The organism is Pseudomonas putida, assembly GCA_041071465.1.
Lineage (GTDB): Bacteria > Pseudomonadota > Gammaproteobacteria > Pseudomonadales > Pseudomonadaceae > Aquipseudomonas > Aquipseudomonas putida_P.
The window spans coordinates 2,628,158-2,653,486 of record CP163498.1 but is presented as its reverse complement, the minus strand read 5'-3'; the positions used below and the strand labels follow the sequence as shown (position 1 = coordinate 2,653,486).

Genomic DNA, 25,329 nt, shown 5'->3' with positions numbered 1-25,329 from the left:
GCAGCAGCGGTGGCTGCTCTTTCCTGCAGCCAGAAGCTTGTGGCTTGCAGCTGCTCCCAGCTACCGGAGGGACCATGAGCTACGTTATAGACCGACGCCTGAACGGCAAGAACAAGAGCACGGTCAACCGCCAACGCTTCCTGCGGCGGTACCGCGAACACATCAAGAAAGCCGTCGAAGAGGCGGTGAGCCGCCGTTCCATCATGGACATGGAACACGGCGAGCAAATCAGCATTCCCGGCCGCGACATCGACGAGCCGGTGCTGCACCATGGTCGCGGGGGCAAACAGACCATCGTGCACCCTGGCAACAAGGAATTCACCGCCGGTGAACACATCCCGCGCCCGCAAGGCGGTGGAGGTGGCGGCGGCGGTCGCGGTAAAGCGGGCAACTCCGGCGAGGGCATGGACGAATTCGTCTTCCAGATCACTCAGGAAGAGTTTCTCGAATTCATGTTCGAGGACCTCGAGCTGCCCAACCTGGTCAAGCGTCACCTGACGGGCGCCGACACCTTCAAGACCGTGCGCGCCGGTATCGCCAACGAAGGCAACCCGTCGCGTATCAACATCGTGCGCACCCTGCGTTCGGCCCACGCCCGGCGCATCGCCCTGACCGGCAGCAGCCGCGCCCTGTTGCGTGAAGCGCAAAAGGAACTGGACCGCCTGCGGGTCGAAGAGCCAGACAACTTCACCGATATCCAGGAAGTCGAACAGGAAATCGAACGCTTGAAGGCGCGCATCAACCGCCTGCCCTTCCTCGATACCTTCGACCTCAAGTACAACCTGCTGGTCAAACAACCCAACCCCAGCTCGAAGGCGGTGATGTTCTGCCTGATGGACGTATCCGGCTCGATGACCCAGGCCACCAAGGACATCGCCAAGCGCTTCTTCATCCTGCTGTACCTGTTCCTCAAGCGTAACTACGACCGCATCGAAGTGGTGTTCATTCGCCATCACACCAGTGCCCGTGAAGTCGATGAGGAAGAGTTCTTCTACTCGCGGGAAACCGGCGGCACCATCGTCTCCAGCGCCCTGAAGTTGATGCAGGAGATCATGGCCGAACGCTACCCGGCCAGCGACTGGAACATCTACGCCGCACAAGCCTCCGACGGCGACAACTGGAACGACGACTCGCCGATCTGCCGCGACATCCTCTCCAAGCAGATCATGCCGCATGTGCAGTACTACACTTACGTTGAGATCACCCCCCGTGAACACCAGGCGCTGTGGTATGAATACGAGCGCATCGGCGAAGCCTACCCCGACACGTTCGCCCAGCAGCAGCTGGTATCGGCCGGCGACATCTACCCGGTCTTCCGTGAACTCTTCCAGCGCAGGTTAGCCACATGACCGCCAGAGCACAGAGACGCCAACCCATTTCCACCGGGTCCGAGTGGACGTTCGAGCTGATCCAGACCTACGACCGGGAAATCAGCCGCCTGGCCGAGCGTTACGCCCTGGACACCTACCCCAACCAGATCGAGGTCATCACTGCCGAGCAGATGATGGACGCCTACGCCTCGGTCGGCATGCCGCTGGGCTATCACCACTGGTCCTACGGCAAGCAGTTCCTCAGTACCGAAAAGTCCTACAGTCGCGGCCAGATGGGCCTGGCCTACGAGATCGTGATCAACTCCGACCCGTGCATCGCCTACCTGATGGAAGAAAACACCATGTGCATGCAAGCACTGGTGATCGCTCACGCCTGCTATGGCCACAACAGTTTTTTCAAAGGCAATTACCTGTTCCGCACCTGGACTGACGCCAGTTCGATCATCGACTACCTGGTGTTCGCCAAGCAGTACATCGCCCAATGCGAAGAGCGCCACGGCATCGATGCGGTGGAAGACCTGATTGACTCCTGCCACGCGCTGATGAACTACGGCGTCGACCGCTACAAGCGGCCTTACCCTATTTCCGCCGAGGAGGAGCGGCGCCGGCAACAGGAGCGCGAAGAACACCTTCAGCGCCAGATCAACGACCTGTGGCGGACGATTCCGAAAAGCGCGGAAAAGGGCAACGACCGCGATGATGGGCGCTTCCCCGCCGAACCGCAGGAAAACATCCTGTACTTCATCGAAAAGAACGCGCCGTTGCTCGAACCTTGGCAGCGTGAAGTGGTGCGCATCGTGCGCAAGATCGCCCAGTACTTCTACCCGCAGCGCCAGACCCAGGTGATGAACGAAGGCTGGGCAACCTTCTGGCATTACACCCTGATGAACGACCTGTACGACGAGGGGCTTATCACCGAAGGCTTCATGATGGAGTTTTTGCAGTCGCACACCAGCGTGGTGTTCCAGCCCGGTTTCGACAGCCCCTACTACAGCGGCATCAACCCCTATGCGCTGGGATTCGCGATGTACACCGACATCCGCCGCATGTGCGAAAACCCGACCGAGGAAGATCGCCACTGGTTCCCCGACATTGCCGGCAGTGACTGGCTTTCTACCATCAAGTTCGCCATGAGCAGCTTCAAGGACGAGAGCTTCATCCTGCAGTACCTGTCGCCCAAGGTAATGCGCGACCTGAAGCTGTTCAGCATCCTCGATGACGACCAGCGCGACGACCTACTGGTGCCTGCCATTCATGACGAAGCCGGCTACCGGGTGATTCGTGAGCAGCTGGCAGCACAATACAACCTAGGCAACCGTGAGCCGAACGTGCAGATCTGGAGCGTCGACCGTCGCGGCGACCGCTCACTGACCCTGCGCCACCAGCAACATAACCGCAAACCACTGGGCGACTCGACCGATGAAGTGCTCAAGCACCTGCATCGCTTGTGGGGCTTCGATATTCACCTGGAGACCGTACAGGGCGAGCAAGTGATGAAAACCCACCACATGCCCCCGCGCGGCGAGCACGGCGAAAGCGCCGACTATGGCCGCATGGACCTGGCCGTTATCCACCATCTCTGATGCAACCCCATAACTGCCGACAGGTTATCCTGTCGGCAGTTATGGAGAGCTGCACATGCACATCTACAAAGTCGGCGGCGCCGTGCGCGACCGCCTGCTCGGCCGCCCGGTCAGCGATATCGACTGGCTGGTGGTTGGCGCTACCGTCGAAGAAATGCTTGCCAAGGGCTACCGGCCGGTCGGTGCCGATTTCCCGGTGTTCCTGCACCCGAAAACCGGCGAGGAGTACGCCCTGGCGCGCACCGAGCGCAAGAGTGGGCGCGGCTACGGTGGGTTTACCTTTCATGCCAGTCCCGACGTCACCCTGGAAGAAGACCTGATCCGCCGCGACCTCACCATCAATGCGATGGCTGAAGATGAAGCGGGCACGGTGTACGACCCCTACCATGGCAAGGACGATCTCGATCAACGCCTTTTGCGCCATGTTTCCCGGCATTCGCCGAAGATCCTCTGCGCGTACTACGCGTCGCGCGCTTTGCTGCTCGTTATGCGCCTCTGGGTTTCCGGGTTGCCGACGAGACCCTGGAACTGATGCGCCAGATCAGTGCCTCAGGCGAACTGCAGGCACTGACCGCCGAGCGCAGCTGGAAGGAAATCGAGCGCGCGCTGATGGAGGCTCGCCCCCAGGTGTTCTTCCAAGTGCTGGGCGCTTGCGGCGCCCTGCACGAGCTACTGCCTGAGCTTGTCGACGATACACAGGCCCTGGCGGCGCTGGAGCAAGCCGCAGCGCACGAACAACCGCTGCACGTGCGCTGGGCCTGCCTGTTGCGAGGGCTGGCACCGGCGCCGATCAAAACCGTCAACCAGCGCCTCAAGGCACCACGGGAATGCCAGGAACTGGCCTTACTTACCGGAGAGTGCCTGGCGCAGGGTAACCAGGCGCAGGAGCTACCAGCCACGGCACTGCTGGAGCTGTTGCAGAAATTCGATGTGTACCGGCGACCGCAGCGGTTCGAGGATTTCATTGTCGTGTGCGAGATGGCGGCGCTGGGCGATGGCAAGTCGAGTTATCCACAAGCCGATTATCTGCGTGGCGCAGCAGCGGCGCGAGCGGTGGATGTGAAGCCGCTGGTGCAAGCCGGGCTGACGGGCCAGGCGCTGGGCGAAGCGCTCAAGCGTGAGCGGCTGAAGGCTGTCGAGGCTTACAAACGCAGTTGACCAGCGCGGTACCTGTGGGAGCGGGCGCGCCCGCGAAGAACCCAATGCGGTGGATGGCACCGGCTATGCCGGTGTTCGCGGGCACGCCCGCTCTCACAATGACCGCGAAAGCCGTTAGTTAGATAGGCGTCAGCTGCAACCCGCGCCACTCGAAGGCTACCGGAGCCAGCACCTGATCGATCTGCGCCTCCTGCCATAACTGCGCCATGCCCTTGCCCGCCCCCGGATGTACCAGTTCGGGGGCCAGCAGCGACAGCGGCCACAACACAAAAGCGTTTTTCAAGATCTCGGCGCGAGGCAGCACCAGTCCGTCGAAAGTACCGTGCAAATCGTCATACATCAGCACGTCGATATCCAGTGGCAAGCCTTTGCGGTCCGGGGCATAGCGGCCGTTGTCGGCCTCGATGAACTTCAGTCGACGGTCCAGCTCGATCAACGGCAACGCGGTTTTGCCGGTCACCACGAAGTTGATGAACGGCCCGCTCTTGATCCCCACCGCCTGGCTTTCGAACGCCGGCGAGCAATGCATGTCCGTCAGGATACCGGCCAACGCATCGAGCCCGGCGCACAAATGCGCTTCACGGTCGATGTTGCTGCCGAGCCCCAGGTAAACCGTGCTCAGAGACATCCGCGCTCGATCTCCACGCCTACACCACCACGGGCCGCCGGCACCGCACCCGGTTTGGTCAGCTTCAACCGTACCCAAGGGATGTGGAATTCCTCCATCAGCGTTGCCACCAGGCGCTCGGCAAAGGTTTCCACCAGCTCGAAACGGGCCTGCTCGGCGAACGCCTGGATGCGTGCCGAGACACTGGCGTAGTCCAGCGCCAGGTTCAGGTCGTCACCGGCGGCAGCCGGGCGGTTGTCCCAGGCAAAGCTCAGGTCCAGGCGCAAGCACTGGCGAATATCCCGCTCCCAGTCATAGGCACCGATGACGGTATCGACTTCCAGGCCTTCGATGAACACTCTGTCCAAGCACTTCTCTCCACAGCACGACAAGGGCGACTGGCGCCGTTAGAATCAGGGCGTCCTCGCCCGGAATAGTTAGCATGTTTTGGTTACTGGCGTTGCTCGCCTACCTGCTCGGCTCGCTGTCCTTCGCCATTGTCCTCAGCCGCCTTTCAGGCAGCCCGGACCCGCGTTCCAGCGGCTCAGGCAATGCCGGCGCCACCAATATGCTACGCCTGGCAGGCCGTAAACTGGCGATCCTGACCCTGCTTGGCGACCTGTGCAAGGGCCTTTTGCCGGTATTGCTCGCCCGCGCTGCCGGGCTGGACCTGCATGCGCAGGCCTGGGTGGGCGCGTGCGCGGTGCTGGGCCATCTGTTCCCCCTGTACTTCCGTTTCCAGGGCGGCAAAGGCGTGGCGACAGCTGCCGGCATGCTCATGGGCCTGTATTTCCCGGCCGCACTGCTGGCTATCGGTGCCTGGCTGCTGACCTTCTACCTCACCCGCACCAGCTCGCTGGCGGCACTGATCGCCACACCACTGACGTTGCCATTGCTGGCCTGGCGCGAGCCCGAGGCCCTGCTGCCGATCACCGTGCTGACAGCGATGATCGTGTGGCGCCACCGTAAAAATCTGCGCGACCTGTTTGCAGGGCGCGAACGGCACTTCTGAACCTTCGGCGGTAAACCTTACAGTGGTGGCAACTGCTCCATCGGCCAGCGTGCCTGCACGCTGATCGCCAGGTCCTGCTGCTGCCCGGCCAACAGTCGCTGGCAACCGGCATAGGCGATCATCGCGCCATTGTCGGTACAGAACTGTGGGCGCGCGTAGTACACATTGCCCTTCATTCCGGCCAGCATCTCTTCCAGCGAGGCACGCAGCGCTTTGTTGGCACTCACGCCACCAGCGATGACCAGGCGCTTGAGGCCAGTCTGCTTGAGGGCTCGCTTGCACTTGATGGTCAAAGTTTCCACCACCGCCTGCTGGAATGCCAGGGACACGTCGCAACGGGTTTGCTCACCGTCGTCGCCAGCATTCTTGCATTGCTGCCAGGTGTTGAGGGCGAAGGTCTTGAGGCCGCTGAAGCTGAACTCAAGACCCGGACGATCGGTCATCGGCCTTGGGAAAACGAAGCGGCCAGGTACGCCCTGCTCTGCGAGGCGCGCGATTTCCGGGCCGCCTGGGTAATTGAGGCCGATCAACTTGGCGGTCTTGTCGAACGCCTCGCCGGCAGCGTCGTCCAGGCTCTCGCCCAGCAGTTCGTACTGGCCGATGCCATCGACCCGAACCAACTGCGTGTGACCACCGGAAACCAACAAAGCGACGAACGGAAACTCGGGTGGGTTTTCTTCCAGCATGGGCGCCAGCAGGTGGCCTTCCATGTGGTGCACACCTATCGCCGGGATGTCCCAGGCAAAGGCCAACGCCTGGGCGCAGGAAGCCCCGACCAGCAAGGCACCGACCAGGCCAGGGCCCGCGGTATAGGCGATGGCGTCGATCTCGGTGGCGACGCAGCCAGCCTCGTCCAGCACCTGGCGAATGAGCGGCAGCATGCGCTTGACGTGATCACGCGAGGCAAGCTCGGGCACTACGCCGCCGAACACGCGGTGCAGGTCGATCTGGCTGAACAGTGCGTCGGCCAACAAACCGCGTTCACTGTCGTATAATGCGACGCCAGTTTCGTCGCAGGATGTTTCCAATCCCAGTACTAGCATGGGTTCGTCCCTTGTGGGGGCTGAATTCGAAGCCGCGCATGATAGTCCCGTGTCGGATGCCGACCAGCGGTTTTCGATCAGAGGCTTTGCATTCCTGCTTGCTAAGGGTTAACATCCGCAACCCTTGAAAACCGACGTTCTCCAGCACACCTTTGTTTTGCCAGGAGCACGTCTACCCCGGTAATGAATTAAGGTAGCCCTGGATGCCAGCCGTCAAAGTTAAAGAGAACGAACCCTTCGACGTAGCTCTGCGTCGTTTCAAGCGCTCCTGCGAAAAAGCCGGTGTACTGGCTGAAGTTCGTAGCCGCGAGTTTTACGAGAAGCCGACCGCCGAGCGTAAGCGTAAAGCAGCTGCTGCTGTTAAGCGTCACGCCAAGAAAGTTCAGCGCGAACAGCGCCGCGCCGTTCGTCTGTACTAATACAGGCGTTCAACGCAAAGCTTCTGCCCTGCCCGGCTAACCGCCGGGCGATGGCAGTGGTCGCTTCACACTTGAGCAGCTAGCTCAAGGCCCTGCACAAGCTTCATGCGAACTGCTCATGGGCAACCTGCCTGAAACGTCAGAGCTGGTCCTTCTTGCTGTATGACCAGACGTGCACGTCCGACTGACGGGCCCTTAGGGGCTGGCGACGAGCACACACCCCCTCGCACTTCCCCAAGCAACACTCGCCCCATTCGGCGCGTGAGCGATTAGACTTGCCAGTTGCCAGATGACGAGACTGCCATGGCCGGGCTGATTCCCCAGAGCTTCATTGACGACCTTATCAACCGCCTCGACATTGTCGACGTGGTGAGTTCGCGCGTCCAACTGAAAAAAACCGGCAAGAACTACTCCGCCTGCTGCCCGTTCCACAAGGAAAAGACCCCTTCCTTCACGGTCAGCCCCGACAAGCAGTTCTACTACTGCTTCGGCTGCGGCGCCGGTGGCAACGCCCTGGGTTTCGTCATGGACCACGACAACCTGGACTTCCCGCAGGCCGTCGAGGAGCTGGCCCGCGCCGCTGGCATGGAAGTGCCCCGCGAACAAGGCCGCCGCGACCAGAAGCCGCGCCAGCCCACCGATTCGCCGCTGTACCCGCTGCTGGACGCCGCCTCGGAGTTCTACCGCCAGGCCCTGCGCAACCACCCGACCCGCAAGGCGGCGGTGGATTACCTCAAGGGCCGCGGCCTGTCCGGCGAGATTGCCCGCGATTTCGGCCTGGGTTTTGCCCCGCCCGGCTGGGACAACCTGCTCAAGCACCTGGGTGCCGACACCCTGCAGCAGAAAGTGATGATCGATGCCGGCCTGCTGATCGAGAACGCCGAAAGCGGCAAGCGCTACGACCGTTTCCGCGACCGGGTGATGTTCCCGATCCGCGACAGCCGCGGGCGCATCATCGCCTTCGGCGGCCGGGTACTCGGCGACGACAAGCCCAAGTACTTGAACTCCCCTGAAACCCCGGTGTTCCACAAGGGCCAGGAGCTGTACGGGCTGTACGAGGCACGCAAGCACAACCGCAACCTCGACGAGATCATCGTCGTCGAGGGCTACATGGACGTCATCGCCCTGGCCCAGCAAGGCCTGCGCAATGCCGTGGCCACCCTCGGCACCGCCACCAGCGAAGAGCACCTCAAGCGCCTGTTCCGCGTGGTGCCCAGCGTGTTGTTCTGCTTCGACGGCGACCAGGCCGGGCGCAAGGCCGCCTGGCGCGCACTGGAATCGGCCTTGCCGAACCTGCAAGATGGCCGCCGCGCACGTTTTCTGTTCCTGCCCGAAGGCGAGGACCCGGACAGCCTGGTACGCGCCGAAGGCACCGACGCTTTCATGGCCCGTATCAACCAGCACGCCCAGCCGCTGGCCGATTACTTCTTCGAGCAACTGAGCGTCGAAGCCGACCCACGCTCGCTGGAAGGCAAGGCACACATGGCGACCCTGGCGGCACCGTTGATCGAAAAGATCCCTGGCGCCAACCTGCGCCAGCTCATGCGCAACCGCCTGAAGGAAATCACCGGCCTCGACCCGCAGCAGGTCGAGCAACTGGCGCAACAAGCACCCACGGTTAGCAGCGTGCCGGACTACGGCCCTGGCTACGACTACGACGCCATGGCCAGCTACACCCCCGATTACGGCGACATGCCGCAACACGACTTCGCCCCCGTTCATCAGGAGCAGGCCTGGAAGCCCAACAAGAACGGCGGTAAGAAGCCATGGAGCGACAAGCCCTGGGACAAGAACCGCAAGGGTGGCAAGCCGTGGCAACAACGTGACGAAGCGCCACCCCGCGTGCCGGCGCCGGTCGAGCCACCAACCCTGGCCGCCCTGCGCACCCTGCTGCACCACCCGCTGCTGGCCGGCAGGGTAGAAGATGCCAGCCACTTCGCCGACGAAGAACACCTGTACAGCCAGCTGCTGGTGGCATTGATCGAAGCCGCACAGAAAAATCCTGGGCTAAGCTCAATGCAGTTGATCGCACGCTGGCATGGCACCGAGCAGGGTCGCCTGTTGCGGGCCCTGGCGGAAAAGGAATGGCTGATCGTGGCCGACAACCTTGAACAACAGTTTTTCGACACTATAACTAGCTTGTCCGCCCGCCAACGCGAGCGCAGCCTGGAACAACTGCTCAGGAAATCACGTCAAAGCGAATTGACCAGCGAGGAAAAAACCCAGCTCCTCGCCCTGCTGAGCCGGAATGTTCCCGCACAAACGCCGACCTCATCTGGCGCGTGAGGCCCATGCTCGGGTATAATCCTCGGCTTGTTTTTTGCCCGCCAAGACCTTCAGTGGATAGGGTGTTATGTCCGGAAAAGCGCAACAGCAGTCTCGTATCAAAGAGTTGATCACCCGCGGTCGTGAGCAGGGCTACCTGACTTACGCGGAGGTCAACGACCACCTGCCTGAGGATATTTCAGATCCGGAACAGGTGGAAGACATCATCCGCATGATCAACGACATGGGGATCAACGTATTCGAGAGTGCTCCGGATGCGGATGCCCTTCTGTTGGCGGAAGCCGACACCGACGAAGCCGCGGCCGAAGAAGCCGCTGCTGCGTTGGCGGCCGTTGAAACCGATATCGGCCGCACGACCGACCCGGTGCGCATGTACATGCGCGAAATGGGTACTGTCGAACTGCTGACCCGTGAAGGCGAGATCGAAATCGCCAAGCGTATCGAGGAAGGCATTCGTGAAGTCATGGGCGCCATCGCCCACTTCCCGGGCACTGTCGATTACATTCTCGGCGAATATGACCGCGTCACCACCGAGGGTGGCCGCCTGTCGGACGTACTCAGCGGCTACATCGACCCTGACGACAACATTGCCGCGCCGACCGAAGAAGTGCCGATCCCAGGCACCAAGGCCGCTGCTGCGAAGGAAGAGTCCGACGACGAAGAGGAAGAGTCCGAAAGCGGTGACGACGAGGAAGAGGCCGAGAGCGGCCCGGACCCGGTAGTCGCGGCTCAACGCTTCGGTGCGGTATCCGATCAACTTCAGGCAACCTCCAAGGTCCTGAAGAAAAACGGTCGTGGCCACAAGGAAAGCATCGAGGCCCTTCAGGCCCTGGCTGACCTGTTCATGCCGATCAAGCTTGTACCGAAGCAGTTCGAGGTACTGGTCGAGCGTGTACGTGACGCCCTGAACCGTCTGCGCCAGCAAGAACGCGCCATCATGCAGCTGTGCGTCCGTGACGCCCGCATGCCGCGTGCCGACTTCCTGCGCATGTTCCCGAGCAACGAAACCGACCAGACCTGGAGCGGTGACCTGGCCAAGCGCAACACCAAGTGGGCTGCTGCCCTGGGTGAAAAGGACGCTGCCATTGTCGCTTGCCAGCAGAAACTGATCGACCTTGAGACCGAAACCGGCTTGACCGTTGCCGAGATCAAGGAAATCAACCGTCGCATGTCGATCGGTGAAGCCAAGGCCCGCCGCGCCAAGAAAGAAATGGTCGAGGCGAACCTGCGTCTGGTGATCTCCATCGCCAAGAAGTACACCAACCGTGGCCTGCAGTTCCTCGACCTGATCCAGGAAGGCAACATCGGCTTGATGAAAGCGGTGGACAAGTTCGAATACCGCCGCGGCTACAAGTTCTCGACCTATGCCACCTGGTGGATCCGTCAGGCGATCACCCGCTCGATCGCCGACCAGGCACGCACCATCCGTATTCCGGTGCACATGATCGAGACGATCAACAAGCTCAACCGTATTTCCCGCCAGATGCTGCAGGAAATGGGTCGCGAACCGACCCGGAAGAGCTGGGCGAGCGCATGGAAATGCCTGAGGACAAGATCCGCAAGGTACTGAAGATCGCCAAAGAGCCGATCTCCATGGAAACCCCGATCGGTGACGACGAAGATTCGCACCTGGGCGACTTCATCGAGGACTCGACCATGCAGTCCCCGATTGACGTGGCCACGGTCGAAAGCCTCAAGGAAGCCACCCGCGACGTGCTCTCGGGCCTGACCGCACGCGAAGCCAAGGTGCTGCGCATGCGTTTCGGTATCGACATGAACACCGACCACACCCTCGAAGAGGTGGGCAAGCAGTTTGACGTAACCCGTGAGCGGATTCGTCAGATCGAAGCGAAGGCGTTGCGCAAACTGCGCCACCCGACTCGCAGCGAGCACCTGCGCTCCTTCCTCGACGAGTGATGACAAAACCCCGGCCCAGGCCGGGTTTTTTCTTTAGCGGCCCGTAACATAAAGCCCGCCTTCCACAGCACACCTGCCGCAATGCCCGTCTACACTCGACTTCAGACCACCTGAATGCGAGGCTGCCATGCCCTTGAAGCCGGCCATTCTGTTGCTGCTCCTGATTTTATGGAACACAACGGCCGGCGCCCTGACCCTGACAGATGAGGAGAAAGCCTGGCTGGCTGCTCACCCGCAGTTGAGCCTGGGCGTAGACGCCTCTTGGCCACCGTTCGAGTTTCGCGACCAGGAGGGCCGGTACCAGGGATTGGCCGCCGATTACATCGCCACGATCCAGCAGCGCCTGGGCGTGACACTCAAACCGGTCGAACCCAGCAGCTGGACCGAGGTACTGGCACAGGCACGGGAAAGCCGCATCGACCTGCTGCCCGGCATCATGTCCACCCCCGAACGCCAGGGCTATCTGGCCTTCACCCGCCCGTACCTCGACTTCCCCATTGTCATCCTGGCCCACAAAGGCGGCGCACAACCACGCAAGCTGGATGACCTGTACGGCCTGAAAATCGCCGTGGTCGAGAACTACGCCCCGCACGAGCTGCTGCGCACCCACCACCCCGACCTCAACCTGGTGGCGCTGCCCAATGTCAGCTCCACGCTGCAGGCCCTGGCCACCGACCAGGTGGACGCCGTGGTCGGCGACCTGGCCTCCAGTATCTGGAGCCTGCGCCAGCTCAAACTCGACGGCCTGTACGTCAGCGGCGAAACACCCTACCGCTACCAGCTGGCGATGGCCGTCCCCCGCGACAAGGCCGTGCTGGTCGGTATTCTCGACAAAGTGATGGCCGACATGAGCAGCAGCGAAATCAGCCAGATCCAGCAGCGCTGGGTGGGCAATGTAGTCGACCAGCGGATGTTCTGGTCTGACCTGCTGGTATATGGCTTGCCAACGGTGCTGTTGCTGATGGCCGTGCTGGCCGTGGTCATCCGCATCAACCGCCGCCTCAGCTCGGAAATTTCCAGGCGCATCGCCCTGGAGCAAGAGCTGCGCAGCAGCGAATACCACTACCGAGGCCTTGTAGAGAGCCTGTCAGCCATCGCCTGGGAAGCCGATGCCAACGACTTCACCTACAGCTACGTTTCACCGCATGCCGAAGACCTGCTCGGCTACCCCTTGAGTGACTGGCTCCGGCCCGGCTTCTGGCGCAGCATCCTGCACCCGGAGGACGCCCTCTGGGCCCAGGCGTACTGCGACAGCGAAACCGCAGCGGGACGCGACCACAGCCTGGACTACCGAGTGATCCGCGCCGACGGCCAGCCCCTTTGGGTACGCAACATCGTCAGCATGATCGAACACGGCCACCAACCGGTGATGCGCGGCCTGATGATCGACATCAGCGAAACCAAGCACACCGAGGACGCCCTGCGCCTGTCCGAGCAGAAGTTCGCCTCGGTGTTCCAGCAATGCCCAGACATCCTGCTGATCGCCCGCCACAGCGATGGCTGCCTTCTGGAGGTGAACGAAGCCTTCGAAGAGCAGATCGGCCTGACCCAAAGCCAGGTGATTGGCCGTACCGCCACCGACCTGAACCTGTGGGGCGTCGAAGGCAGCGGCCTACGAGTGCTCGAACACCTGCACCAGGGCGGCATCCGTAACCTGGAAATGAGTTTCCGCCGCAGCAATGGCCAGCTGTTCACCGGCCTGACCTCGGCCGAAACCTTCGAACTCGACGGCACCCCCGCGCTGGTAGTGGCGGTGCGCGACATCAGCCAGCTCAAGGAAACCCAGCAACAGTTGCAAACCTCGGAAGAGAAATTCGCCAAAGCCTTCCACGCCTCCCCCGACGGCCTGCTGCTGTCGCGCCAGAGCGACGGTCTGCTGCTGGAGGTGAACGAGGGCTTCTGCCGCCTGACCGGCTATGACCTCAACCCGACCATCGACCAGACCTCGCTGGACCTGGGCATCTGGGTAGACCTCAACGAGCGCAAGCGCCTGGTCGAGCAGCTCAACCGCGACGGCTTCGTGCGTGATTTCACCTGCCACATCCGCCGCAGCGACGGGCAGATCCGCCTTTGCGAGCTGTCCGCCCGGCCCCTGCCGATTACCGGCGTCGACTGCATGCTGACCATCGCCCGCGACATCACCGAGCGCCACCTGATGCAGGAAAAACTGCAGTTGGCCGCCACCGTGTTCGAAAACACTGCCGAAGGCGTACTGATCACCGACATTGACCAGCACATCAGTGCTGTCAACCGCGCCTTCAGCGAAATCACCGGCTACAGCGAAATCGAAGCCCTCGGCCAGACCCCGCGTCTGCTCGCGTCCGGCCAGCACGACAGCGCCTTCTATGCGGCCATGTGGCACCAGCTGACCGACGAAGGGCACTGGCAGGGCGAGATCTACAACAAGCGCAAGAACGGCGAGCTTTACCCAAGCTGGCTGACCATCAGCGCCGTGCGCAACAGTGAACGCGAGATCACTCACTTCGTGGCGGTTTTCGCAGACATCTCCAGCATCAAGCACGCCCAGGCCAAACTCGACTATCAGGCCCACCATGACCCGCTGACCGGCTTGCCCAACCGCGCCCTGTTCGAGAACCGCCTGCAGGCTGTACTCACCTGCGCGCAAGTCTCCAACCGCCAGGGCGCGGTACTGTTCCTCGACCTCGACCGTTTCAAGCACATCAACGACAGCCTCGGCCACCCAGTCGGCGACCTGCTGCTTAAAGGCATCGCCCAGCGCCTGAAGGAGCAGGTGCGCGACGTCGACACCGTGGCCCGACTGGGCGGCGACGAGTTCATCATCCTGCTACCCGGCCTGCACAAGCCCAGCGACGCCAGTACCATCGCCAACAAGCTGCTGGCCTGTTTCGCCGCGCCGTTCCAGGCCGGTGAACACGAGTTCTTCACCAGCGCCAGCATCGGCATCAGCCTGTATCCACAGGACGGCACTGACGTTGCCACACTGATCCGCAACGCCGACGCCGCCATGTACCGCTCCAAGGCCAAAGGCCGCAACCGCGTCGAAGCCTACACCCGCGACCTCACCGCCCAGGCCAGCGAGCGCATCGCCTTGGAGCATGAACTGCGCCGCGCCGTCGAACGCAACGAAATGAGCCTGTGCTTCCAGCCCAAGCTCAGCCTCAAGACCCAGAAGCTGGTAGGCGCCGAGGCGCTGATCCGCTGGAGCCACCCAACCTTTGGGGAGGTGCCACCAGAGCACTTCATCCACCTGGCGGAAGAGAATGGCACCATTCTCCAGCTCGGTGACTGGGTTCTGGAGCAAGCCTGCCGACAGATGCAGGCCTGGAAACAGCACTACCAACCCTTCGGCCCGCTGTCGATCAACCTTGCCGGCGCCCAGCTGCGCCACCCGCACCTGGCCCGGCGCATCGAACAGTTGCTAAAGCACTACCAGCTAAAGGCCGGTGACCTACAGCTGGAAATTACCGAGAACTTCATCATGAGCCAGGCAGAAGAGGCCCTGGCCGTGCTGTACCAGTTGAAGAAACTGGGCGTGCAACTGGCTATCGATGACTTCGGCACCGGCTATTCCTCGCTGAGCTACCTCAAGCGCCTGCCGCTGGATATTCTCAAGATCGACAAGTCCTTCATCCGCGGCCTGCCCGACGACCCACACGATGCCGCCATCGCCCGCGCGATCATTGCCCTTGGCCGCAGCATGCAGCTGACGATCATTGCCGAAGGCGTGGAAAACCAGGCCCAGCAGCGTTTTCTGGCAGCGGAAGGGTGTGAGCAGATCCAGGGCTACATCGTCAGCCTGCCGCTGCCACCAGACGAGTTCGCGGCCGCGTTCCTTCGCATAGCACTATCAGATCTTTCAGATGGCACAGGTGCGAAACCCTCGTTATAATCCGGCCACTTACTGAGGGCCTATAGCTCAGTCGGTTAGAGCAGAGGACTCATAATCCTTTGGTCCACGGTTCGAGTCCGTGTGGGCCCACCAACCTTGAAGCCGCGTACTACGCGGCTTTCGTGTTTTGGTGGAACCACCTCAGTACAGTCCTATGGTCTAAAGGTACAAATTAGGTACAGTGCGGCTTCGCTTGCACGCCTTTGGAGTCCTTCAGATGGCTACAATCGTCAAAACCCCTGCCGGCACCTGGAAGGCTGTCATCCGCAAAACCGGATGGCCGACCAACGCCAAAACCTTCCGCACCAAACGCGACGCCGAGGATTGGTCACGGCGCACCGAAGATGAAATGGTGCGGGGTGTGTATATCCAGCGCAGCGGGTCCGAGCGGCTGACACTCGAAAATGCGCTGCAGCGACATCTGCGCGAAGTCAGCCCTACCAAGAAGCCCACCGCGCAAAAGGCCGAGGCGACCAGGGAAAATATTCGCTCGCAGCTCTATCATCCGAGGTGATCGCCAACTATCGCGATACACGCCTGGGCTCCCTGAGGCTCGTAGGAATGAGAAACGCTATCGGGCACGGAGCGTCTTTCACAGCCTCAGGCAGTCGCGAATTGAACGAGCTAATTGATTACACAAGGTCGTTAATAACACAATATGCGGAATTAGTTATCGACCAGCTAAATACTTATGCTCTTCCTGATCCAGAACCAGAACCAGAACAAAACTAATTAATATCAAATTTAAATCCTCAGCTGACACTGGTAGAACACTCGAATGGTTAGGGAAAACTTGATAGATGCCTTCGTACAAGAACTGCTCGCAAAGAAAAACATGTCACCATCTGAAAGGTGCTCATACGAGGTTTCTCAAATATTAAACAGCGCCGCGACCGAATGGGTTGATATAATGGATTTTGTCTGGAAAAGCCATTATACCATTACGCATGAGCAAGCTATTGAAGCAGAAAAAGTCACTCACTACTTTCCTGACATCGAAAAGCATGCAGAAATAATCGCCGCACGCGCGGCGATTCATAAGCGTCGATGGGACAACACCTATCCATATATGATTTCATCTGGCAACCTATTTTCTACGCTTTCACTATTCGAAGCTTATATTTTGCGGCTTGCAATCGCAACTGAACAAGCATCCGAAATCCAACTGTCATCCATAAATGGCGCGGGCGTCGAAAAAATATTCAATTACTTCAGGAAGCTAGGAATACCTCTTGAAACCATTGCAGTGCACGAGCCTATCAAGTGCGCACAGAAGATTCGAAATTGTCTAATGCATGCAGGCGGACTGCTTCAGCTATCAAAAGACGCCGACACAATTAGAACCATAGTAGAGCGGAAATCTTATCTCTGCAGTGAAGACAGAGGTCGTTACACAAAAAGCAGCGAAACAGAACTAGTGTCAATTAGATTTTACTTTGTTGGCGAGAAAGTCTCAATCGAGCATGATTATCCTCACCTGCTCTGCAATTACATCTCCCGCTACATCCAAATCTTAGGTGAAAAAATTCTGATTTGGCTGGAAGCTCAGAGAGCCTAGGCACGAACAGCTCAATACGGGCTGCAGGCCGTCGTGCTAGCTAATCCCTGGGAGGGCTTCGAGGTACAATGGAGGTACACTGAAAAGATTCGTTGACTTACCTTAAATTTCGCTCAAACATCGCTGCGATGCTGGCTTAATGTTACTGTACCTTTTCTTGCTTACAGTAGATTTCTGCTACTATCACATGTAGCAAGCTAACTCTGATCCTTTAGTCCACGATTCAAGTTCGTGTGGGCCCACCAGATACGACAAAGCCGCGCAGTTGCACGGCTTTTTTGTGCCAGACATCAATCTGCCCCGCAAATCACCAAGGCATCTTCAACCCGGCAACTCACGCGCTGCCCATCGTAGCCCCAATAGGTAGAAGGCAGCGGCCCACTTCCCACCGAGCTGCCATCCTCTTCGTACACATTGATGACTGCGTTCCACAAACTGGTCCGAGGCGTTTCGCTTGCGGGGTCCAGACAGAGGATGTGAGTCAGCTGGAAACCATCCTCATCTTCATAACCTTGGTAACCCACTACCATCATCCAGTGCCCACCGCCGCCACTGAAGCGAACACCGACAATCGGAGCGCACTGGCTATCGATGGCATGCTCAACCTGCTCTACGATTTCCTTTTTACTGCCACTCACATACTCGGCACCGACACCGAGACCACTGAAGCAATCGACGAGCCGAATCATGTCTTTATGATCGGTACCACCAGAGACCAACGCCCCTAGATTGCGAATTTCGTTCCGAAACCGCCCTTCTCGACTGTTGCCATGCCACTGGTGCATTTCTGTAGCTTCGTCATACCGCATTACGCCCAACGTGATAAGCGCCATGACAACACTGTAGGGCCCACAAGCGCCATCCAGGCCGCCTTGGCGTAGATGCACCTGTTGGTCGTCATCGAAAGCACAGGTGACCGGCCCATCAGGCGAGACCATCAACCAGGGGCTTACCATCATCTTGTTCATTGCGAGTCCTTGTGCGAGAGCGTTCCCGGGTGGGTGGCGGCGGCAAAGATATCAACCAGCCACCATAGCGTCCAGGCGCCATCCGCCTCGCTAGCCAGTGCTAGAAGAACCCTTGGGAGCACTCCCACTCTGCCCCAACATCCACGGCGCCCACCGCTGCAAAAACTTTAAGCTGATAACTACTGCGCACTCGGCCGCATCACTACCTGCCGCTGGTTGTAGAAGGTCATGCCAGCCGGAATATCCCGCGTAACCAGCGACATAGCGCCAATCACCACGTCGTCGCCAATATCGATGCGATCGGCAACAATGCAGCTATTGGCGCCCATGCTCACATTGTCGCCAATGCGCAGCGCGTATTCCTCTAGGCCAAGGGTCTTGATGCCGATCGAGCAGTTCTGCCGGATGAAGAAATTGCGCCCGATGCGCACGTGCCGGGTGATCACTACCCCCGGTAGGTGCGCGATGCGCAGGCCGGGCGCGATGTGTGCACCTATATCGATGTCCACGGCGTACTTGAGGTTTAGCCGCTGTTGCATGCGCCGGGCGTGACGCCGTGCCAGGCCACCATGGGCGTCGAGGTACTGGGCCAGGCGGTAGGCAAAGAGAAAACGCAGTTTGTTGTCCTTGCGGGCGCGGCGCAGCACGTTGAACAGCAAACTGATTCGGCGTCCGGGCCTTTTCTTGTTGGAGACTTCCAGTCGCCAGCATTCGAGCAGGTGGTCGAGGTTCACGCTGAGGTTCTCGTTGGACTAGCGCTTCATCATGCCGAAGGCAAAGTCATCGGGCCAGCGTGGTCAGCTGTGACGGCCCTTGCCCTCATCGGCATTGGCTGGCTAGGCTAGCGGGCCAACCGCAGAGACTCGCCATGTCGGATTCCCGCTCCATCACGCTGGATGAAATCGATCGCCAGCTGATCGCCCTGTTGCAGATCAACGCCCGCGAAAGCGTCGCCACCCTCGCCCGCCAGCTGGGCATTGCCCGTACCACCGTCAACTCACGCCTGGAGCGGCTGGAGAAGAACAAAGTCATCTCCGGTTATGGCGTGCGCCTGGGCCAGAGTGTGATAGGCGGCGGGCTGCAGGCGTACGTGGGGATCAAAGTACAGCCGCGTTCCGGCAAGGAAGTTGTGCGGCGCCTGAGTGCCATGGGGCAGGTGCAGCAGCTGTGTGCGGTAAGCGGAGAATTCGACTACGTGGCCTGGCTGCGTACGGACTCGCCCGAACAGCTTGACCAGTTGCTTGACCAGATCGGCAGTGTCGACGGCGTGGAGAAGACCACCACGTCGATCATTCTCAGTAGCAAGGTAGATCGCGGGCAGCCGCTCTGATTTCTAAGTCGTCGTAATGTATATGACGCATGTTATTCCGACGAAACAAACTACATTCAGACACCACTCTGCGCCTTAATTACGAAAACCCCACGCCCTAAAATGACCCCCAGGCATCTCCTATACTCAGGCTCCGCTCCCCGCGCAGCCTCTCTGGCAAGGTCACTTCATGAACAAGAAAAACCGCCACCCCGCCGACGGCAAGAAGCCGATCACCATCTTCGGCCCGGACTTCCCGTTCGCTTTCGACGACTGGTTGGAGCACCCCGCGGGCCTGGGCAGCATTCCGGTTGATCGCCAGGGTGAAGAAGTAGCCATCATAGGTGCCGGTATCGCCGGCCTGGTGGCGGCCTACGAGTTGATGAAGCTGGGCCTCAAACCGGTGGTGTACGAGGCTTCCAAGCTGGGTGGCCGGCTGCGCTCGCAAGCCTTCAACGGCACCGATGGGATCATCGCCGAATTGGGTGGCATGCGCTTCCCGGTGTCGTCCACGGCCTTCTATCACTACGTGGACAAGCTGGGCCTGGAAACCAAGCCTTTCCCCAACCCGCTGACCCCGGCCTCGGGCAGCACGGTGATCGACCTGGAAGGCCAGACCTACTACGCCGAAAAAACCAGCGACCTGCCCAAGCTGTTTCATGAAGTGGCCGATGCCTGGGCTGATGCGCTGGAAAGCGGCGCCCAGTTCGCCGAAATCCAGCAAGCCATCCGCGACCGCGACGTACCGCGCCTGAAGGCACTGTGGAACAAGCTGGTGCCGCTGTGGGACGACCGCACCTTCTACGACTTCGTCGCCACCTCGCGCTCGTTTGCCAAGCTGAGCTTCCAGCACCGCGAAGTGTTCGGCCAGGTCGGTTTCGGCACCGGTGGCTGGGATTCGGACTTCCCCAACTCGATGCTGGAAATTTTCCGCGTGGTGATGACCAACTGCGACGACCACCAGCACCTGGTGGTCGGCGGTGTGGAACAAGTGCCGCAAGGCATCTGGCGCCATGTACCGGAGCGCTGCGTGCATTGGCCGCAGGGCACCAGCCTGAGCACGTTGCACGGCGGCGCGCCGCGTACCGGGGTCAAGCGCATTGCCCGCGCTTCCGATGGACGCCTGGCGGTCACCGACAACTGGGGCGACACCCGCCACTACAGCGCGGTACTCGCCACCTGCCAGACCTGGCTGCTGACCACCCAGATCGACTGCGAGGAATCGCTGTTCTCGCAAAAAATGTGGATGGCTCTGGACCGCACCCGCTACATGCAGTCGTCGAAGACCTTCGTCATGGTCGACCGGCCGTTCTGGAAGGACAAGGACCCGGAAACCGGCCGCGACCTGATGAGCATGACCCTCACCGACCGGCTTACCCGCGGCACTTACCTGTTCGACAACGGTGACGACAAGCCGGGGGTGATCTGCCTGTCCTACGCCTGGATGAGCGATGCGCTGAAGATGCTGCCGCACCCGGTGGAAAAGCGCGTGCAGCTGGCCCTGGATGCGCTGAAGAAGATCTACCCGAAAACCGACATCGCAGGGCACATCATCGGCGACCCGATCACCATTTCCTGGGAAGCCGACCCGCACTTCCTTGGCGCTTTCAAGGGGGCGCTGCCGGGCCACTACCGCTACAACCAGCGCATGTACGCGCACTTCATGCAGCAGGACATGCCCGCCGAGCAGCGCGGCATCTTCATTGCCGGTGACGACGTGTCGTGGACCCGGCCTGGGTGGAAGGCGCGGTGCAAACGTCGCTGAATGCGGTGTGGGGTATCATGAACCACTTCGGTGGCCACACCCACCCGGACAACCCCGGCCCAGGCGACGTGTTCGACGAAATCGGCCCGATCGCCCTGGCAGACTGAGACAAGGAGGCACCATGCGCATCGCTCTGTTCCAGGGTGCACCCAAGCCACTGGACGTGCCCGGCAACCTGCAACGGCTGCGCCACCAGGCGCAGCTGGCGGCCGAACGCGGCGCACAGTTGCTGGTGTGTCCGGAAATGTTCCTGACGGGCTACAACATCGGCCTGGCCCAGGTCGAGCGCCTGGCTGAAGCCGACGATGGCCCGACGGCGATGGCGGTGGTGGAGATCGCCCAGGCGCAGCGCATCGCTATCGTCTATGGCTACCCCGAGCGCGGCGACGACGGGGCAATCTACAACAGCGTACAGTTGATCGATGCGCATGGCCGCAGCCTCAGCAACTACCGCAAGACCCACCTGTTCGGTGACCTGGACCGCTCGATGTTCAGCCCAGGCGCCGACCTGTCCCCGGTGGTGGAATTTGACGGTTGGAAAGTCGGCCTGCTGATCTGCTACGACATCGAGTTCCCGGAGAACGCTCGGCGCCTGGCGCTCGATGGCGCAGAGCTGATACTGGTGCCGACCGCGAACATGACGCCGTACGACTTTACCTGCCAGGTGACCGTGAGGGCGCGGGCGCAGGAGAACCAGTGTTACCTGGTGTATGCCAATTATTGCGGTGCGGAAGACGAGATTCACTACTGCGGGCAGAGCAGCCTCATCGGGCCGGATGGCAGTGTGCTAGCCATGGCCGGGCAGGATGAATGCCAGTTGTTGGCGGAGCTTGAACATGATCAGGTGGTGCAGGGGCGCTTGGCGTTTCCTTATCTGAACGATTTGCGCCAGGAGCTTCACCTGCGTAAAGGCTGATAGCCCTTTCGCGGGCCCGCTACACAAATGGGTTAGCATGGACAGCAGCAACCGGAGCCCCCATGCCTGACGCCACCCGCCACCTCACCCTCGCCAACGGCCTGCAGCTTACCCTGCGCCATGCCCCGCGCCTGAAGCGCGCGGCCGCCGCATTGCGGGTGCACGCGGGTAGCCATGACGCGCCGGGAAAATGGCCAGGGCTGGCCCACTTCCTCGAGCACCTGTTCTTCCTCGGCACCCCGCGCTTCCCCCTGGACGATGGCCTGATGCGCTACGTGCAGGCCCTCGGTGGCCAGGTCAACGCCAGTACCCGTGAACGCACCACCGATTTTTTCTTCGAAGTCCCGCCTAATGCCTTGGCCGCAGGCCTCGAGCGCCTGTGCCAGATGCTGGCCGAGCCTGACCTGGGCATCGCGCGCCAACGCCGCGAGCGCGAAGTGATTCACGCCGAGTTCATCGCCTGGTCGCGCAACCCACAGGCCCAGCAGCAATTCGCCTTGCTGCAGACGCTGTCGCCCGCTCATCCGCTGAGCGCTTTTCATGCCGGCAACCGATACACCCTGGCCCTGCAGGACCCGGCCTTCCAGCAAGCGCTTGGGGGCTTTCACCGGCGCTTTTACCAAGGCGGCCAGATCGTCTTGAGCCTGTGCGGCCCGCAACCGCTGGTTGAACTGGAGCAACTGGGCCGGCAGCATGCTCAGCAGTTCGCCACGGGCACGCGAGTACCGCACCTTCAGCCACCGCCCCTGTCGGCGGCGACTATGCCACTGGCTTTTATCCACGAGCACCTTCCGGCAGGTGCCGAGCAGGCGCTGGAACTGCTGATTGCCTGCCTGAATGACAGCCGCCCAGGTACCTGGCTGGGTACACTGCGCGAGCGTGGCTGGCTGCAAGGTTTCAAGGCCGAAAAGCTGTATGCCTTCGCCGGGCAGTTGCTGTGGCACCTGGACCTGAAGCTCAGCTCCGACGCCTGCCCAGATGAAGCCAATGACCTGCTGCACGGTTGGTTCAATTTCATCCGACAAGCCGATCTCGCACAGCTGAACCGTGACTTCGGCTTGCTGCAGCACAGCGGCGAACGCAGTGCCAGCGCACTTGAACTGGCCCGCCGGGACAGTACCGGGTTGCCGTTCAGCCAGTTGGATACACAAGGTTTGCAGGCCCTTCGTGCCCTGCTGGATGACCTGCCATGCAGCAATCATGGGCAATGGCAGATACCCACGGTCGAGCCGTTGCTGATGGCTGACTTACCCACCGCCATGGCGCAGCCTCTACCGAACGCACTGACGATCAGTGACCAGCTCCCCGGCACCCGCCAATATGCGGCACTCTACTTACGCTGGCACGTGCCTTCGGCTGTGCGCCAGCGCTTGCAGGGCGTGCTTGAACAGGCCCTCGCGCCGCTGCAGGAGCGATGTGAACGCGCCTCGGTGCAACTGCAATACACCACCGCAGGGGAATACTGGCAGTTGCGCTGCGCCGGGCTGCCGGCCGCGGTGCTGCGCGCAGTGCCGCAGGCCTTGGCTTTGATGCTCACCCCCCCTTCCAGTTGCTGGCTGCCCAGCGCGGCGCCGCCCCCGGCACTGATCCCTATCAGGGCCTTGCTCAAGCAACTGCCAGACACGGTGCTGCATACCCCGCCCACAGCGGCACCGGCCGGCACGCTGAAACAGCAGCAACTCGACAGCCTGTGGCAGCACGCAAATTGGCATGGCCTGGCTGCGGGCTTCGACGATGCCGCGCTGAACGCCTTGGCTACCGCGTTGCAGCACTGCCCCGGGCAAGGCGCACGGCCTGGCTCCCTGCCCACATGGGCCAACCGTCGCTGGCAGCATGCCGAAGTGGCTGGCAGCGAATATGCCCTGCTGCTGTTCTGCCCGCTGCCTCCCGCCAGCGAAGCCGCAGGCCGCCTGCTAGCGCAACTGCTGCAGGGGCCGGTTTACCAACGCCTGCGGGTAGAGTTGCAACTCGGCTACGCGGTGTTCAGCGCCTTTCGTCAGGTCGAGGGGGTCGGCGGTCTACTGTTCGGCGTGCAGTCCCCCCATACCGGCCAAGCGCAGGTCCTCGACCACCTGCTCGCCCTGTTGCGCCAGGGTGTCACCCTGGACCCGGCCGCCCGCCAAGCCCTGGCCGAGCAATTCGACGAGCCCGCCATGGCCAATGCCGACGTCGCCGAATGGGCGTGGCAGACACACCTGGCTACACAACCCGGCAGGCTGGATGCACTGCGCAGGGCTATCCTGAACACGTGGCAGACGGATCTGGACCACCTGCTGAGCAACCTGCTCGACACAGGTTCCACTTGGCTATGCCTGGCCAACGCTGCCGCGCCAAACCCTTCCTGGCAAGGCGCTGCACGATGATTGTTACGCGAACTGCAACGGCGCTTTTCGAATAATTAACCTTTCGGTACAAATTTTTCTTGTAAGATAGCGCAATCCCAGTTTCAGGGAACTGCCGACGCGTGGCGGTACCCAAGTAGTAGCTGAGCATCCCAACCCTCATCCGGAAGGAGTAATTCCATGTGGACCAAACCTGCATACACTGATCTGCGTATCGGCTTCGAAGTCACCATGTACTTCGCTAACCGCTAAGCCCGGCTTAGGGTTTCACGCCTCGGCCTGCCGGGGCGTTTTCGTTTTTCCGATCCGGTTTTTTGCATAGAGAGTGGCCATGTACATCCAGGTTCTCGGCTCCGCCGCCGGTGGCGGGTTCCCACAGTGGAACTGCAACTGCGTCAACTGCAAGGGCTACCGTGACGGCACCCTGCGCGCCACGGCACGCACCCAGTCGTCCATCGCCCTGTCCGACGACGGCGTGCATTGGGTTCTGTGCAATGCCTCGCCCGACATCCGCGCCCAACTGCAGGCCTTTGCGCCCATGCAACCGGCCCGGGCCCTGCGCGACACCGGCATCAACGCCATCGTCCTGCTGGACAGCCAGATCGACCACACCACTGGCCTGCTCAGCCTGCGCGAAGGTTGCCCGCACCAAGTGTGGTGCACCGACATGGTCCACCAGGACCTGACCACCGGTTTCCCGCTGTTCAACATGCTCAGCCACTGGAACGGTGGCCTGCAGTGGAACCGCATCGAGCTGGAAGGCAGCTTCGTCATCGAGGCCTGCCCCAACCTCAAGTTCACCCCCTTCCCCCTGCGCAGCGCTGCACCGCCGTACTCGCCGCACCGTTTCGACCCGCACCCAGGCGACAACCTGGGCCTGTTGGTCGAGGACACTCGTACCGGCGGCAAGCTGTTCTACGCCCAGGCCTGGGCCAGGTCGACGGCAAGCTGTTGGCGATGATGCACGACGCCGACTGCCTGCTGGTCGACGGCACCCTGTGGGAGGACGATGAAATGCAGCGCCGTGGTGTCGGCACCCGCACCGGCCGCGAGATGGGCCACCTGGCGCAAAATGGCCCTGGCGGCATGCTCGAAGTGCTGGACGGCTTCTCGCGCCAGCGCAAAGTGCTTATCCACATCAACAACACCAACCCGATTCTCGATGAAGACTCCCCCGAGCGCGCCGAAGTCCTGCGCCGCGGTGTGGAAGTTGCCTTCGACGGCATGAGCATCGAGTTGTAAGG

At 61.1% G+C, this 25,329-nt stretch carries 16 protein-coding genes, 1 tRNA gene and 5 pseudogenes; 17 read left to right on the top strand and 5 right to left on the bottom strand.

What is annotated here, in order from left to right:
- Positions 1-74 precede the first annotated feature (74 nt).
- From AB5975_12215 to AB5975_12205, 3 genes and pseudogenes are all read left to right on the top strand, one after another.
- Positions 75-1,349 carry a YeaH/YhbH family protein gene (locus AB5975_12215; protein ID XDR22499.1) on the top strand — a complete coding sequence of 425 codons (1,275 nt, stop codon included), beginning with the start codon at positions 75-77 and terminating at the stop codon, positions 1,347-1,349.
- Complete coding sequence (locus AB5975_12210) at positions 1,346-2,914, top strand: SpoVR family protein (GenBank protein XDR22498.1); 1,569 nt, start codon at positions 1,346-1,348, stop codon at positions 2,912-2,914. The genes AB5975_12215 and AB5975_12210 overlap by 4 nt, the downstream gene beginning before the upstream one ends.
- 55 nt (positions 2,915-2,969) lie before the next feature.
- A pseudogene (locus tag AB5975_12205) lies at positions 2,970-4,072 on the top strand (multifunctional CCA addition/repair protein).
- Between the two features lie 118 nt (positions 4,073-4,190).
- Here the strand turns inward: AB5975_12205 and folK are convergent.
- Positions 4,191-4,700, bottom strand: a complete 510-nt coding sequence (folK, locus tag AB5975_12200) for a 2-amino-4-hydroxy-6-hydroxymethyldihydropteridine diphosphokinase (protein XDR22497.1) — start codon at positions 4,698-4,700, stop codon at positions 4,191-4,193.
- A complete protein-coding gene (gene folB / locus AB5975_12195; GenBank protein XDR22496.1) occupies positions 4,691-5,047 on the bottom strand; it encodes a dihydroneopterin aldolase in 357 nt (118 codons plus the stop codon). Before folB ends, folK begins: the two co-directional genes overlap by 10 nt.
- 74 nt (positions 5,048-5,121) lie before the next feature.
- Here folB and plsY point away from each other — a divergent pair, with 74 nt between their 5' ends.
- Positions 5,122-5,691 (top strand): glycerol-3-phosphate 1-O-acyltransferase PlsY, encoded by a 570-nt coding sequence (gene plsY / locus AB5975_12190; protein XDR22495.1) that lies wholly within the window; start codon positions 5,122-5,124, stop codon positions 5,689-5,691.
- Between the two features lie 17 nt (positions 5,692-5,708).
- On the opposite strand, the gene tsaD is transcribed toward plsY, so the two are convergent.
- Positions 5,709-6,734 (bottom strand): tRNA (adenosine(37)-N6)-threonylcarbamoyltransferase complex transferase subunit TsaD, encoded by a 1,026-nt coding sequence (gene tsaD, locus AB5975_12185; GenBank protein ID XDR22494.1) that lies wholly within the window; start codon positions 6,732-6,734, stop codon positions 5,709-5,711.
- Between the two features lie 203 nt (positions 6,735-6,937).
- On the opposite strand from tsaD, the gene rpsU reads away from it, so the two are divergent.
- From rpsU to AB5975_12150, 7 genes and pseudogenes are all read left to right on the top strand, one after another.
- On the top strand, positions 6,938-7,153 hold the full coding sequence (rpsU, locus tag AB5975_12180; GenBank protein XDR22493.1) for a 30S ribosomal protein S21: 216 nt from the start codon (positions 6,938-6,940) through the stop codon (positions 7,151-7,153).
- A 303-nt stretch (positions 7,154-7,456) separates the two neighbouring features.
- Positions 7,457-9,439 (top strand): DNA primase, encoded by a 1,983-nt coding sequence (dnaG, locus tag AB5975_12175; GenBank protein XDR22492.1) that lies wholly within the window; start codon positions 7,457-7,459, stop codon positions 9,437-9,439.
- Between the two features lie 67 nt (positions 9,440-9,506).
- A pseudogene (gene rpoD, locus AB5975_12170) lies at positions 9,507-11,356 on the top strand (RNA polymerase sigma factor RpoD).
- 127 nt (positions 11,357-11,483) lie between these two features.
- The gene (locus AB5975_12165; GenBank protein XDR22491.1) at positions 11,484-15,227 is read left to right on the top strand and encodes an EAL domain-containing protein; all 3,744 of its coding nucleotides are present in this window, start codon (positions 11,484-11,486) and stop codon (positions 15,225-15,227) included.
- 16 nt (positions 15,228-15,243) lie between these two features.
- A tRNA-Ile gene (locus AB5975_12160) sits at positions 15,244-15,320 on the top strand.
- 124 nt (positions 15,321-15,444) lie between these two features.
- A pseudogene (locus AB5975_12155) lies at positions 15,445-15,767 on the top strand (site-specific integrase).
- A gap of 253 nt (positions 15,768-16,020) precedes the next feature.
- Positions 16,021-16,785 (top strand): hypothetical protein, encoded by a 765-nt coding sequence (locus AB5975_12150; protein ID XDR22490.1) that lies wholly within the window; start codon positions 16,021-16,023, stop codon positions 16,783-16,785.
- A 290-nt stretch (positions 16,786-17,075) separates the two neighbouring features.
- Here the strand turns inward: AB5975_12150 and AB5975_12145 are convergent, their stop codons facing one another.
- Positions 17,076-17,753: a hypothetical protein gene (locus AB5975_12145; protein ID XDR22489.1), complete on the bottom strand. Its 678-nt coding sequence runs from the start codon at positions 17,751-17,753 to the stop codon at positions 17,076-17,078.
- 179 nt (positions 17,754-17,932) lie between these two features.
- The gene (locus tag AB5975_12140; protein XDR22488.1) at positions 17,933-18,487 is read right to left on the bottom strand and encodes a serine acetyltransferase; all 555 of its coding nucleotides are present in this window, start codon (positions 18,485-18,487) and stop codon (positions 17,933-17,935) included.
- A 134-nt stretch (positions 18,488-18,621) separates the two neighbouring features.
- On the opposite strand from AB5975_12140, the gene AB5975_12135 reads away from it, so the two are divergent.
- From AB5975_12135 to pqqB, 6 genes and pseudogenes are all read left to right on the top strand, one after another.
- Positions 18,622-19,083 (top strand): Lrp/AsnC family transcriptional regulator, encoded by a 462-nt coding sequence (locus AB5975_12135; GenBank protein ID XDR22487.1) that lies wholly within the window; start codon positions 18,622-18,624, stop codon positions 19,081-19,083.
- 169 nt (positions 19,084-19,252) lie between these two features.
- A pseudogene (locus AB5975_12130) lies at positions 19,253-20,934 on the top strand (flavin monoamine oxidase family protein).
- A 14-nt stretch (positions 20,935-20,948) separates the two neighbouring features.
- Entirely contained in the window at positions 20,949-21,743 is a 795-nt protein-coding gene (locus tag AB5975_12125) for a carbon-nitrogen hydrolase family protein (GenBank protein XDR22486.1), read from the top strand.
- A gap of 62 nt (positions 21,744-21,805) precedes the next feature.
- On the top strand, positions 21,806-24,106 hold the full coding sequence (gene pqqF / locus AB5975_12120) for a pyrroloquinoline quinone biosynthesis protein PqqF (GenBank protein ID XDR22485.1): 2,301 nt from the start codon (positions 21,806-21,808) through the stop codon (positions 24,104-24,106).
- Between the two features lie 159 nt (positions 24,107-24,265).
- A complete protein-coding gene (gene pqqA / locus AB5975_12115) occupies positions 24,266-24,337 on the top strand; it encodes a pyrroloquinoline quinone precursor peptide PqqA (protein XDR22963.1) in 72 nt (23 codons plus the stop codon).
- A 79-nt stretch (positions 24,338-24,416) separates the two neighbouring features.
- Positions 24,417-25,327 (top strand): annotated as a pseudogene (gene pqqB / locus AB5975_12110) (pyrroloquinoline quinone biosynthesis protein PqqB).
- The last annotated feature ends 2 nt before the right edge of the window (positions 25,328-25,329 follow it).

Excerpts from the sequence above, each read along its gene's own strand:
- AB5975_12125 (XDR22486.1), top strand. The coding sequence starts at position 20,949 with ATGCGCATCGCTCTGTTCCAGGGTGCACCCAAGCCACTGGACGTGCCC.
- AB5975_12210 (XDR22498.1), top strand. The coding sequence starts at position 1,346 with ATGACCGCCAGAGCACAGAGACGCCAACCCATTTCCACCGGGTCCGAG.
- AB5975_12145 (XDR22489.1), bottom strand. The coding sequence starts at position 17,753 with ATGAACAAGATGATGGTAAGCCCCTGGTTGATGGTCTCGCCTGATGGG.
- dnaG (XDR22492.1), top strand. The coding sequence starts at position 7,457 with ATGGCCGGGCTGATTCCCCAGAGCTTCATTGACGACCTTATCAACCGC.
- folK (XDR22497.1), bottom strand. The coding sequence starts at position 4,700 with ATGTCTCTGAGCACGGTTTACCTGGGGCTCGGCAGCAACATCGACCGT.
- AB5975_12165 (XDR22491.1), top strand. The coding sequence starts at position 11,484 with ATGCCCTTGAAGCCGGCCATTCTGTTGCTGCTCCTGATTTTATGGAAC.
- rpsU (XDR22493.1), top strand. The coding sequence starts at position 6,938 with ATGCCAGCCGTCAAAGTTAAAGAGAACGAACCCTTCGACGTAGCTCTG.
- plsY (XDR22495.1), top strand. The coding sequence starts at position 5,122 with ATGTTTTGGTTACTGGCGTTGCTCGCCTACCTGCTCGGCTCGCTGTCC.
- tsaD (XDR22494.1), bottom strand. The coding sequence starts at position 6,734 with ATGCTAGTACTGGGATTGGAAACATCCTGCGACGAAACTGGCGTCGCA.
- pqqF (XDR22485.1), top strand. The coding sequence starts at position 21,806 with ATGCCTGACGCCACCCGCCACCTCACCCTCGCCAACGGCCTGCAGCTT.
- AB5975_12135 (XDR22487.1), top strand. The coding sequence starts at position 18,622 with ATGTCGGATTCCCGCTCCATCACGCTGGATGAAATCGATCGCCAGCTG.
- AB5975_12215 (XDR22499.1), top strand. The coding sequence starts at position 75 with ATGAGCTACGTTATAGACCGACGCCTGAACGGCAAGAACAAGAGCACG.